Source organism: Bacillus sp. L_1B0_5 (assembly GCF_000836715.1).
GTDB classification, from domain to species: domain Bacteria; phylum Bacillota; class Bacilli; order Bacillales; family Bacillaceae_G; genus Bacillus_A; species Bacillus_A thuringiensis_S.
This window is the reverse complement of record NZ_JXIS01000062.1, coordinates 20,245-33,377: the sequence shown is the minus strand read 5'-3', so window position 1 is coordinate 33,377 and position 13,133 is coordinate 20,245. Positions and strand designations below refer to the sequence as shown.

Genomic DNA, 13,133 nt, shown 5'->3' with positions numbered 1-13,133 from the left:
TCAACTCCAAATTTCATTTTTTATTGTATCACCAATTATTTTGATTCCCCGAACTATTTCTTCTTCTTTCAAGCGTGAAAATCCTAATCGGAAAGTATTCGCTCCTTCTTCACCAGAGTAAAAAACATCTCCAGGTGAAAACGTAACGCCTTTCTCATAACACTTTTGTAAAAGTGTGCGAGCATTCATATGCTCTTCTAGCTCTATAAATAAATGAAGTCCACCATCTCCAGTCATTCTTTTGAAAGGAATGTACTGGTTACATGCCCCGACAGCTAAATCATATTTTTTCTTATAAACAGATCTTGCCTTTTTTAAATATTTTTCAAAATATCCCTCATGTAAATATTGAAACAGAACAGCTTGATCTAACGTAGATGTGTGAATCGTTCTTGCTCTTTTTACGCTTTCTAAATAATGAATCAGCTCTTTATCTGCAATAATCCAGCCTACACGTAAACCAGGGAAAAGTACCTTTGAAAAGCTGCTAATATAAATCACATTATTGCCAGCTCCAGCAAACGTTAATAATGGAGCTAAATGTGAACCTGAATAACGTAATTCTTCATTAAATCCGTCCTCTATAATAGGAACCTTGTATTTTGAGAATAATCTCATCAATTCCGTTCTTTTCTCTGAACTCGTAACAATACCAGTTGGATTATGATAAGAAGGAATTAAATATGCAAAATCAAAATCTTTTTCACGCAAGCTTTTTTCAACTTCATTCGTATCAATACCATCCTCATTCATATCAATCCCATGAACTTCAAGGCCATGTAAGCGGAACAGCTTTAGTGCAGCGTGATGAGTTGGATTCTCACAAATGACACGACCGGATTTTTTTGATAAAGAAGAGAGTACAATATCCAATCCTTCTGTAAATCCATTTGTAATTAGAATATCTTTATTAGAAATGTCTACACCTTTCATTTCCATATAATGAAGTAAGTAATTCATTAATGGTCTATATCCTTTTGCATATCCGTAGTTCAATACGATGTCCCCTTCAATGGACATACGAGTAAGAAAAGCTCTTTTGAAATTTTCAACATCAAATAGCTTCTCATCCGGGGCTATACTATTAAAAACAATCATTCCCTTTTCCCAACGAACACCATGTTTCATTAAATCTAATTCATCCGCTAATGCGGTCACTGTATTAAGTTTATTTTTCCAATCTATTTCAACTGACGAAGTGTTAGATATATCCACCTTCGCAACAAAGTTCCCTTTTCCTTTAACTGCATAAATGAGTCCTTCTTGCTCTAAATCTGCATAAGCAGCGAGTACAGTGTTTCTACTCACACTTAGTAATTCACTTAGTTCCCTTGTTGATGGGATTTTTTGATCCCCGAGCAAATGCCCTTTCATAATCATCTTCTTCAAATAATCTTTCAATTGAATATAAACGGGACGATCTTTAACAACTTTAAAATCCTTAAACAATTCCTTACCCCCTGCAATCATTTTTGCATATTTATTTCATTCTCAAAAGGTCCACAACATATGTATTTTTTATAAAGGGCGGTACGGTCTTACAAATCTTTTCGATATAAGTTAATTACATCTTTTAAAGCTGCAGCTGCTGCGCCTCGTGGATTAGAAGCCCCGCCAATTGTAGTAACTTGCCCCATCGTATCTGTAAAGAACGTAATTCCTTTTTCGCTCCCATTTACTTTTGCTAACGGATGATCTTTTTCTATTTCACACGGTTCAACATTTAAATTCACATTGCCACCCGCATCCTTATATATTGATGCTATTAATTTAATAATTTTATGGTGTTCCTTAGCATTTTGTATTTGCTGTTTTGTAACGTGCTCGATTCCTTTTATATGTATATCAGCAAGTGTTTTCTCTGTTTCCATTAAGCTGTTTGTCAAAAGTAACAATTTACACGCACTATCTGAACCACTTATATCTAATAGAGGGTTTGTCTCAGCAATTCCTTTATTTTGTGCTTCTTTCAGCGCTTCTTCAAATGTCATATCTTCCTCATACATTTTCGTAAGAATATAATTAGTTGTTCCATTTAATATTCCTTCTATTTTTTCAATACTGCAACCGGCTAAACTAAATTGTCCGATATCTAGTGTCGGTAGTGCAGCGGCTGTTGCACCGCTATATCGAATTCGTACATTTGCACCTCTTGCTGCTTCATTTATTTCTCTCCAGTTTGTAACGAGCGCACCTTTTGAAATTGCTACTATATCCATCCGTTTCTCAATCGCTTGTTTCATATATTGTTTCCCTGGATTTCCATCTTTAAGATTTGTGACTGTTGATTCTACCAATACAGTACCACTTATGCTAGTTGTCGCACGTTCCTTTGGATGATACTCTAAATATTTTTCAATTGCAGCGGTACCGCCACCATACATTAATAAATGATGAAGAGATAGGCCGTCTTCATTATGTATTGCAATATTTCTCCCTAATACGCCACTTACAACTAATTGAATCCCATATGTTTCATATATATATGAATATTTTTCATTTAATAATTTTATAAACTCTCTGCCTACTGTTCCGTATCCTGATAATACAACTTGAATTTTCATAATACCCCCCCATATTTTTTCTACCAAATCCCTCTTTCAATATAATATAAAGCGCTCTCGAATTCCATCGAGAGCGCTTTATTATTACTTATTTCGGTAAACGTGATAGCTTTTCAGCAATTGTTCTATAAAACTCTTGAATGCTAGAAAAACCTAAAGAGTCTGAAACACTTAATCCTACCATGTCGAGATGGTCCCAATTCGCTTTCGTTTCGATATGATTCCATTTTCCAACCTGTAATGACTCATTATTATTTACAGCAACATTAGAAGATGGTGCAATCATGGAATTTGTATTTACTACACCATCATTTTGCCACCAAGAAGTATCAACTAACGGACGGTTTTCTTCATATCTCGCATAAGAACCTAAGAAAAATGCATTCCCCATCAACACTTTGTTCATCGTTATATGAGGTAAATGTAAACCTGTTATAGGTGCTGCTTGTGATGCATGTCCACTATAGGATAAGTAATACACATCCGGTTGCGTCTTTACCCAATTATTTAACTCCTTTGCACCATCTGTACTTAAATCCCATTGACTTATATCTTTTGTATTTTTCCAAAGTGAACTATTTAGAATACGATTACTATATTGGAAAAAGGACTCTCCAGCATTCTTCTTTATACCCCATTGATCCAATTTAAAATCATATAACGATAAATTATTGTTTCCTCCGAAGCTCGCAGCTGTAATGAGTAAATCTTTAACGAACGGTAGCAGAAGACTCCCATCCGCAAGTGTTGTACCGTTGTGAGGGGTTGCTAATGTTGTAACACTATGAACATATGATTTTCCGCCTTCAAATAGTGGTGATATTTTGGTGTCTGGGTGATTTTTCACATAATTCTTTTCTTCAAAACTCCCTTCTTTTAATAGCTGTACTAATGTTCTAATTGTTTGTCCACCCATGCTATGTCCAATTAAATGAACTTTATTTGTTTCACTCCAATTCGGCGCAAAACCACTATAAGTTCTGCCAAAACGATTATGTCCATGTTTCTCAGCATGCGAGACACCATAGTCTACTGTTCCACCGCTAATTTGCGCATACAATTCACATGCACGATCCCAGTTACTAGAAACAGGTCCAACAGCTGCGGTATGTACCGTATAACCATTTCGTTTCAAATCTTCCTGTATATCATGAACACCACCCCAATATTTTACGCCAAGCATTTCTTCTCTACCCCATCCAGCAAATCCATTCACCAATATGATAGGATAATTATTTTGTGGCCTCTCTTCAGCGTATGATATTTTCGCTTCGAATGAACATACGGTCACTAATGCGAAAAAACATATTTTTAAAACTAACTTCCCCATACTTTCTCCCCCTATTAAAACGTTTACATTTTTCTTTTTTGAAAATCAACAGAATACTTTAATAACTTAAACATAATGTAAAATATTTTATATACGTTGTATATATAGAAAACATATACAAATGTTGATAAATATTAATTCAAGTAAACATTTACTTTTTACAATACAACTTGTAAATCTGTTTATTTGAATTTATAATTAGATATAGTTTCCTCATGTTAAAAAGATTTAAAAACCATAAGAAAACTAATCTCATTGCTTGAAAAGGAGGAAAAAACATGCAAATCGGATCAAATATTCATACATTATCTCAACCTACTAAAATAACTCCATCTACTCTTGAGCATAATACTATCTCTTCTACTAAACTTGAAAGTAAGAAAGTAAATGATCCTATCAAATTTGATATTCGTTCATCTGAAAAAGAAATGAAACAGCCTGAGCATAAATTTAATGAATTAGATTTATGGAAGATGTTAAAGGATAAAGGTGTTCCTTTATGGATCATCCTTGAAATGCTACAAAAGGCTCGTAAAGAAAAAGAAGCCCAAAATAATTCAGTTCAAAATTCAAATGCGATTGAGGAAACAAATGAGACTCGATTAAATGAAGTAATGTAAAGCATAATAATTGATTTGTCTATAAACTAAAAAGAGTTCGAGATTGATAAACTTTCTATCAACCTCGAACTCTTTTTTAAGATTTTTCTCCGATCGTTACAAACTGAACTGATACTTTCTCTTTAAAACCTTCAATTAACTTTCTTACTTTTACTTTTTCATTAATCAATGTATTATCTGTCGACATTTTAGGTTTTTCATCACCTAACGACTTTTTCAGATGTAGAAGTTGCATATTCGTTTCATTCGCTTTTATTTCTTTATACACACTATTTTTCGCCACAATGATATACCATAGTGCTCCATAGTCACGTTTATTGCCAAGCCAAGCATCGCTATCATATGCAACTGGTATCTCTTCTCCTTCTATTTTAATACTTTTAATATTCTTTTCTTCTTCATTTATAAATAGTAGTGAGCTTTCTTTTGGAAAATTCGGTAACGTATCTACCAGTTTGGAAAGGGCTACTTGGTCACGTTTACGAAAAATCTTTGCTTTAATCATCGCTTGTGCAGTAGATTCATTTAATATTAGTACCTTTCCTTTTTCAAATTCCCCTGTTTTCACTGGAAAAATTTCATGTTCTTTCGTATTTTCCTTATAACGATTCATAATTGCTCCAGTATGATTCTCATCTCCAATGATTAATACACCGTTAGCTGGAAATAATTCTTCACTTTTAGCACATGCACTTAAACTAATTAAAATTAATATACATAATATGAAAATTGATAATGGTTTTTTCATTACAATTCCTTTCATAACTCATATTGTTTTTTTACATGCTTTTCTGCAATGTTACTTGCTGATGTTCTCTACTGTTCCATAGTTTTATAAAGCTTTTGTAGGTAACGCCAACGGGTTATAAAGAAATATAAAACTTGTATACATATAAATGAAATTAAAATAACGATAGAGCTATTTATGATAGAAAAATCGACTAATTGCTGTAATGCTATATAAGCAACTACAGTATGAATCACTGCAACGACAATTGGTAAAAAGAACATTAATAATAACTGCCTCGTTACAACTTTTTTCAACTCACCTTTACTTAATCCCATTTTCGAAATCATTTTATATTGCTGTTGGTCGCGATCCAAATCTGTATATAATCGAAAATAAATAAAACTAGCGGCGAATGTAAAGAAGACGATTCCAACTAAAATACTTACCATAAGTAATAAACCATTCTTTTGCTTTGCTTCCAACAAGTTTAATGTTAAAGCTTCAAAGTAGAAATCTCTGTCCCTAAGATCTTTATCGAATATACTCTTTAATTGATTTGAAATCTCTTTCGTTTTTATCCAATCATCTACAACAAATCCGTAAGTACGATATGGAATTTCTTTATTAACTGGGTCACTAGTAAGAGGTATTCCATCATATACCTGATCTTGAACAGCGATATAAATAGTTCTAGAATCATGTGGTAAAACTAAATTTTCTACAGCTTTTTTCACATGAAATGTCTTTGTCCAGTCACCTTGAATGACTTCTATATTCTTTTTATACTCGCCATTTTTAAATTCTTGTTTTTGTGATACGACTCCAGGAATTAATAAAATTTCATCTTCTTTTTCAATTGTTTCTTGTTGATAGCCTAGTGCTTTAGCAAGATCGTTGTATTCACTTAACTTCATTACATTTACGCCATTTTCTGTGTATATATATGAAGATGAAGCCATTCGATACGTAATATTAGCATCAGAAAGGTGTTTTTTTATAATAGAAAGATTTTTATTCAATACTTTGTCATTTTCAAAACTTCCATACAAAAATGTATACGGATTTGTCATCCTTACCAAATCCCTATTTCCAATTGCGGCTGTTGTACCAATTGCTGTAAATGCAACTGCTGAAACAATAGATACTATAAAAAACATCGTTGCATTATCTTTCATACGGTAAATTAATTCAGAAAATGTTAATATATTTGTTCTCTTTAAAAAGAAAGATTCTCTCCTTTTAGCAAGGTGCAATATATAAACGCTACACTGAGTATATAAAAAGTACGTTCCTATAATTACTAGAAGCACACCTATTCCAAGCGTAATAAAATTGGTACTTGGTATGAAGCGAAATACTGAAAAATATCCATACCCTATACTAATTAAAGAAAGTATCGATAATAAAACTGAAGATTTCGGTTCAGGTTTTGGCTTTTCCTCTGCTCGAATAAGTTCCACAAGTTCCGTTACTTTTATCATTTTAAATGTAAATAATGAAACAATTAAAAACAAGAAAAGAAATGTAATAACTGTTAATAATACAGCCCGAACTGGTATATAAAAAGGTAAACCATTATTAATCATTAATACACTTGCACTTATTAATAAGACTAGTTTAGAAAATATGAGTCCAATGAAAATCCCTATACAAATTGAACCAAGTCCAATCAACATATTTTCAATTAATAATAATTTCTTAAGCTGTCTCATTGACATACCTTGCATCATTAAAATACCAAATTCTTTTTTACGCGTCTTTAAAAACGAACTAACTGAATATAGAATGAAGAAAAATGAAAATACAAAAATCAATCCTTGCGAAACTGAAAATCCCAATGTACCAAATGCACTTATTGTTGCACTTGTCGATTTCAACTCACCTTGTAAATCAGGATGAAATAATAAAAGAGCATACGTAAAGAAAATCATAATAGAAAATGCACTACTTAAAAAATGAGCTACATAGGTACGTTTATTACGAAAGATATTATTAAATGCGAACTGACGAAAAGTCATGCCTTTTCCCTCCTAACAAAGAAAGGACATCCATAATTTTTTGATAAAATGCTTGCCTGCTTTCACCACAATAAATTTCATTATATAGTTGACCATCTTTAATGAAAATTACTCTGCTGCAAAAGCTCGCTGCATACGGATCATGTGTAACTAACATCATCGTTGCTTTTTCTTCTTTATTTAGAGTATCAAGCATCTCCATTACATCATTTGAAGATTTAGAGTCCAAGTTCCCTGTTGGTTCATCTGCAAGTAATAATTGCGGCTTATGAACGATCGCACGAGCGATTGCTGTTCTTTGAGCTTGCCCCCCTGATATTTCAAACGTTCTTTTACTCAATATATCAGTAATGTTTAACTTCTCTGCAATCTCTTCCACTCGTTTATTCATTTCTTGGACGGAAACACCATCTAAAGTCATCGGCAATACAATGTTTTCTTTTACAGTAAGTGTGCTAAGAAGATTAAATGATTGAAATACAAATCCTAATTGTTTTCTGCGGAATAATGCTAATTCTTCTGATGATAATTGAAAAGGATTTGTGCCATTAATAAATATTTCTCCTGATGATGGAGAATCAATAGTAGATACCATATTTAATAACGTTGTTTTCCCACTACCTGACGGGCCCATAATTCCTACAAATTCACCTTCTTGAATTGATAAATCAATATCTACTAATGCTTTATAAGGTACTTTCCCTTTATATACTTTACTAATACTTTTTGCCTGTAAAATTTCCATTTATATTCTCCCTTCATTTCCACTGCTCACTATAGAGTGTAAATGAATTGTCTTATAGCTCATATTGATTCATCTTTCATTTATCTTACACGCTTGTAAGATTTCTAAAAAAACTGATAACAAACCTATTTTCAATCTATAAACAAAGCATATCTATCTTATAATATTTGCATATTGGTTTGAATTACAATGCTATTTTCTAATCTTTATTTTATTAATAAGAAAAGACCGATTTTTTTATCGGTCTTTTTACTTTCAAATATTATATTTTAACTGTTGTATGTAGTTGAAGCATATTTGAGTTACCCATTAAATACTATTTCACTTTATAATAACCTCTGCAAAAAAATGAGTGCTTCGGTTTCATTGCAATCAAAAACGAATTGTAAATATCTGAGGCGGAAATGAATGCGTTTATCCAACATATAAATAATAAAATTGATTTAATATTTCCTGATACAAAGAACGACATCATGGCAAGAACTACTGATAATACAATAATAGGCAAGCTCATAAAGACCCAAAATCTCGTTTTGGATAAGACTGCATTTGTATTTAACCAAAAAAATCTTTTACTAAATGTTAAGCTAATATCCCCTTGTTTACTTATTACTAAAATGTGTAGACATTCGTGAATGATGAAGACTAAGGTACCTATTATGATAAGATAAAATATATTAATATGAGTGAAACCTGTTTCAAAAAAATAAGGTATTATAAAAATGATTATCTGAAGTAAATATACAAACTTCATATAATGTTTTCGGTACCAATTATTCTGTATAAAAGGAGTCCATTCTGAAAAATCCATACTTATTTGTGGCAAGTGACGAAACCAAATTATAATACGTGTTCCCCTCCCTCATTTAAACTAATTCCTGGCTTAAAGATTTAATCTACTAGCACTCAACCGTAAGTTTTATATGTAACTCTTTAATAGACTTACCAGCAATTTTTGTTGACTAAGACTAAATGCTTCTTTATACCGCCCACTGTTCTGTTCTTTTCCCTTCCATTTTTCAAGTAATTCATCTGTAGAATGATTTGAGTAAGAAATTTGTATTATCATTGATACATAAATTCGACAAAATCTTCCAATTACCTTTTCATAAATGATTTTCAACTGGATATCCCCTGTACAGCTTGATTTCCCTATTTTGTTGAAAAGCAATTCCTTCAAGAAGTCATTACAATTGTACCTTTCATATGTTAGCAGGTATAAAGTGAAACTTTAATCAGTGGGGGTTTTACTGCCCGGTAATGCGGGATAAAATGAATATAAAAAAGCTTAGAGTTTTAGCTCTAAGCTTTTTTATGATTTCGTTTTAATTCCTTTTACAGAGAAATATTTTTTATCCATTCAGATTTACTCAATACATAATGATTATATATTTGATTTTCTATCTTCTGTTCACTCAAATAAGTAAACCTGCATTTTTTAATAACTTTATTTGATGGTACATTGTTAATTAAAGCAATTGCGTTGAGGACGTTTAAATTTGTTTCTTTAAACAAATAGTCAATTAAGCCTTTAGTCGCTTTTGTAGCATAGCCATGATTTTGATGTTCATTTGAGATAGCATACATTATCTCTCTGTTTGGTGAAGGGAGTTCTTCTTTCATTCCTGTGCAACACCATCCAATGCATTCATTTGTAGCTTCCTTAAATATTCCTAGCTTTAACATATGATTATCTATGTTATTCGTAGTTTTCACTGCCTCAAGAAATGCTTTGTTTGCTGGTATTTCATAATTTGCAATCCAATCCATCCTTTGTTCTTTCGTTGATTTCCAGTCTGGTAAAAACTTTTCTATTTCCGGTTGATTTGCTATTTTATAAATACTCTCTGCATCTTTGACCATAAACTCTTGCAAGTATATTTCTCCACAATCTATTCTAAATAACTTAGTCAAACTCTCTTCTCCCATGCTAATCCCCCTTACGTACGCTATAGCGCCTTTATCTGCTTCGTAAGTTCTATAAATCGTTCATCAAGTTCTTTATATTCCTTGTCGTTAGAAGTTAAAAAGCTTAATTTCCCTAATACTTCTTGTCTCTCTGTTTCTAACGTTAAACGTAGCTCTTCAATATTATCTCTTGTTTTAGTAGGCTCTTCTAGCTGCTTTTGTATCGTATTGTTTGAAAACACGAGTTTTGTGTTAGTAGTTTTCTCTAGAAAATATCGATCGTGAGAAACAATTACTAATGTTCCGTTATACTCAGCTAATGTATTTTCAAGTTGTTCACGTGAAGGTAGATCTAGGTGATTCGTCGGTTCGTCTAAAATGAGTACATCTTTTTCATCTAAAATATAAGCCATTAGCTTACATTTTACTCTTTCTCCCATACTCATATGCTCAATCGGCTCTTTCCATTGAAAATCTTGGAACCCTAAATGTTTCATTAAATTTTGGACTTTTCCTCTTTCTTCAAACGTCTCTTTAAAAAATAAATTTTCTGGTGTTTTATCAAGCGGTAAATCAAAAACTTCTTGTGTTAAATAGCCGATGTTTGCAGATGGTGAAATCCATATTTCTCCTTCAGCAGTTTCCGTTCCCATAATCATCTTCAGTAATGTTGTTTTCCCACTACCGTTTGGTCCAACAATCGCAACTTTCTCACCGTGCTGAATTGTAAAATTAACGTTTTCAAATAATACTTTCCCATAAAAGTCTTTTTTTAATTGCTTTACTTCTAAAAAGCGTTTTCCTACTTTTTTGTTCGCTTGAATAGAAAACTCAACTGAATACTCTTCTTTCACACGTTCTACTTTCGTTTTCTCCAGCTCTTTTTCGAGTCGTTTTCGTTTTGACTTCACTTGCGCATCCATTCGCTTCGCTTTTACACGATAGAATTCTTTCACACCTTCTTGTTTTGTAGACTGCGCGTGTGCCTTTTGTGACCATGAACTCAATTCTTTTATATGTGTTTCTACTTGTTCTATCTTTTTTTGCTGCTTTTCATATTCACGCTGCTGCGACTTCCTTCTTTGCTCACGTGTTTTCATGTAGCTCGTATAATTACCACTATGTTCAATTATTTTTTTGTCCTCAATTGACCATATTTTGGTTGCGACAACATCTAAAAAATATCTGTCATGCGATACAACGATAACAGTACCTTTCATCTTTTTTATTTGTTTAATGAGAAATCCCGTACTGATCTCATCTAAATGATTTGTCGGTTCGTCTAATATTAAAACATTAGGATTTTCGGCAAATCCTTTTGCTAATCGAATTTTCAGCTTTTCACCACCACTTAAAGTATGAAAATCGTTCGTTGGCACGCCCCATTTCGCAAGAAGTTCTGCTTCTTGCGAAATCACATCATTACTAATAAAAGATTCTATTTCTTGCTCAACATATGCGGTTGTCATATTCATTTGTTGCCATTCAACAATCCCTTTTGAAGGTTCAATCTTTCCATTTATTAATTGAAGTAACGTTGATTTACCAGCACCATTTTTACCAATTAATCCGATAACATCCCCTTGTTTCACTGCTACATTCATTTTTTCTAACAAAGTATTTTCCTTTATTTCAACATAAACATCATTTAATTTTAAAATTTCTTTCATATTACCGATCCCTTTCATTAAAGGAGAACAAAAAAATCCTCCCAAAGTAATTTTGGCAGGATTAGTCATTACATTATTTATACCCAAATAAGCTATTACGCAAATCAAATAGCAATACCGTTGTTTGGAATTGGGCAGACTAATCCTAATTTTTATAAATTGAAATTTATTTCATTTCAACATTTAAAAATAAGATTAGTTAATCATCGTCCACCCATCATTCCTTTCCGTCATTAGTAACCATATTGTACCATAATAGTACTGTATGAGTAAATGCAATTATTTGTGCTGCTAAAAAGATTGCTTTCTTTTAAAGTCTATTTATTATTTCTTCACTTCATATCGAACAAGCATCAAACACATTTGTTGTACTATTTGCTTTAGCTTTCCCTAGCAATAAAATTGTAAGCATCCCCTCTTATATAATTTTTATATACATTCATCATAAATCATATATTATACATACTAAATTTCAGTTCTTATAATAAAGGTATCATTTTTAAGGGGGGTTCTACAATGGAATTTAGTAAACTAGGAAACAGTGGATTAACAGTAAGCAAGATTGCATACGGGAACTGGATAAACCATGGTGGAAAAGTGGATGAGATTACTGCAAATGATTGTGTGAAAACCGCTCTAGATGTCGGAATTACAACGTTTGATACTGCTGATGTTTATTCAGATACGATAGCCGAAGAAGTACTTGGCCAATCTTTGAAAGATATACGCCGAGAAAGTATAGAACTATGTACAAAAGTATGCCATCCGACCGGCCCTGGAAAAAATGATCGTGGATTATCAAGAAAACATATTATAGAAAATTGTAATGCATCGTTAAAAAGATTACAGACAGACTATATCGATGTCTATTATGCACATAGATTTGATAAAACAACTCCTCTTGAGGAAACGATGTTAGCTTTCTCAGATCTTGTAAGACAAGGTAAAGTCCTTTATTTAGGCGTAAGTGAGTGGACATCAGAACAAATTACCCGTGGTGCAGCACTTGCTAAGGAATTAAACATTCCACTTATCGCTAGCCAACCTCAATATTCAATGTTATGGCGAGTTATTGAAACTGATGTAATTCCAACATGTCAACGTGAGGGACTTGGCCAAATCGTATGGTCCCCACTCGCACAAGGCATTCTCACTGGAAAATATCAACCTGGTAAACCATTACCGAATCAATCGCGTGCTAACTCTGATGCTGGAAAACCGTTTTTTGACAAACTCGTGCAACGTTGGATGAGTGATGATGTGCTTACTTCTATCCAGAAACTTAACCCCATCGCACAAGAAATTAACCTTACCCTATCTCAACTCGCAATTGCTTGGGTGTTACAAAATCCAGCTGTTTCTTCTGCAATTATTGGTGCTTCAAATCCGGAACAAGTAAGAGAAAACGTAATTGCTTCTAGTATTACATTGCAACCTGAAATTATGGATCAGATTGATCGTGTATTAAAAGGTTTCGCTGAGTATGATTCTAGCAAAACAGGTTGAACCATGAGTGAGTTTTACCTATAAATAAACACCCCTTGCCAA

At 32.7% G+C, this 13,133-nt stretch carries 11 protein-coding genes; 2 read left to right on the top strand and 9 right to left on the bottom strand.

The annotated features are described in order from the left end of the window. From RT27_RS20195 to RT27_RS20185, 3 genes are all read right to left on the bottom strand, one after another. Positions 1 to 1,449 (bottom strand): PLP-dependent aminotransferase family protein, encoded by a 1,449-nt coding sequence (locus tag RT27_RS20195; protein WP_043937205.1) that lies wholly within the window; start codon positions 1,447 to 1,449, stop codon positions 1 to 3. An 89-nt stretch (positions 1,450 to 1,538) separates the two neighbouring features. Beyond that, positions 1,539 to 2,564 (bottom strand): homoserine dehydrogenase, encoded by a 1,026-nt coding sequence (locus RT27_RS20190; RefSeq protein ID WP_029442394.1) that lies wholly within the window; start codon positions 2,562 to 2,564, stop codon positions 1,539 to 1,541. An 88-nt stretch (positions 2,565 to 2,652) separates the two neighbouring features. Further along, a complete protein-coding gene (locus tag RT27_RS20185) occupies positions 2,653 to 3,894 on the bottom strand; it encodes a lipase (protein WP_043937204.1) in 1,242 nt (413 codons plus the stop codon). A gap of 278 nt (positions 3,895 to 4,172) precedes the next feature. Here RT27_RS20185 and RT27_RS20180 point away from each other — a divergent pair, with 278 nt between their 5' ends. After that, positions 4,173 to 4,514 carry a DUF3914 domain-containing protein gene (locus RT27_RS20180; RefSeq protein ID WP_001165517.1) on the top strand — a complete coding sequence of 114 codons (342 nt, stop codon included), beginning with the start codon at positions 4,173 to 4,175 and terminating at the stop codon, positions 4,512 to 4,514. Positions 4,515 to 4,590: 76 nt separating this feature from the next. On the opposite strand, the gene RT27_RS20175 is transcribed toward RT27_RS20180, so the two are convergent. From RT27_RS20175 to abc-f, 6 genes are all read right to left on the bottom strand, one after another. Beyond that, the gene (locus RT27_RS20175; RefSeq protein ID WP_029442392.1) at positions 4,591 to 5,262 is read right to left on the bottom strand and encodes a lipoprotein BA_5634 family protein; all 672 of its coding nucleotides are present in this window, start codon (positions 5,260 to 5,262) and stop codon (positions 4,591 to 4,593) included. Positions 5,263 to 5,330: 68 nt separating this feature from the next. After that, on the bottom strand, positions 5,331 to 7,262 hold the full coding sequence (locus tag RT27_RS20170) for an ABC transporter permease (protein WP_043937203.1): 1,932 nt from the start codon (positions 7,260 to 7,262) through the stop codon (positions 5,331 to 5,333). Then, the gene (locus RT27_RS20165) at positions 7,237 to 8,007 is read right to left on the bottom strand and encodes an ABC transporter ATP-binding protein (RefSeq protein WP_016081509.1); all 771 of its coding nucleotides are present in this window, start codon (positions 8,005 to 8,007) and stop codon (positions 7,237 to 7,239) included. The genes RT27_RS20170 and RT27_RS20165 overlap by 26 nt, the downstream gene beginning before the upstream one ends. A gap of 316 nt (positions 8,008 to 8,323) precedes the next feature. Then, positions 8,324 to 8,818 (bottom strand): DUF3267 domain-containing protein, encoded by a 495-nt coding sequence (locus RT27_RS33775; RefSeq protein ID WP_043939966.1) that lies wholly within the window; start codon positions 8,816 to 8,818, stop codon positions 8,324 to 8,326. Between the two features lie 524 nt (positions 8,819 to 9,342). Beyond that, complete coding sequence (locus RT27_RS20150) at positions 9,343 to 9,936, bottom strand: GNAT family N-acetyltransferase (RefSeq protein WP_016081511.1); 594 nt, start codon at positions 9,934 to 9,936, stop codon at positions 9,343 to 9,345. 20 nt (positions 9,937 to 9,956) lie between these two features. Further along, positions 9,957 to 11,585, bottom strand: a complete 1,629-nt coding sequence (gene abc-f, locus RT27_RS20145) for a ribosomal protection-like ABC-F family protein (RefSeq protein WP_043937246.1) — start codon at positions 11,583 to 11,585, stop codon at positions 9,957 to 9,959. 516 nt (positions 11,586 to 12,101) lie between these two features. Here abc-f and RT27_RS20140 point away from each other — a divergent pair. Next, positions 12,102 to 13,091, top strand: a complete 990-nt coding sequence (locus RT27_RS20140) for an aldo/keto reductase family protein (RefSeq protein WP_029442387.1) — start codon at positions 12,102 to 12,104, stop codon at positions 13,089 to 13,091. The last annotated feature ends 42 nt before the right edge of the window (positions 13,092 to 13,133 follow it).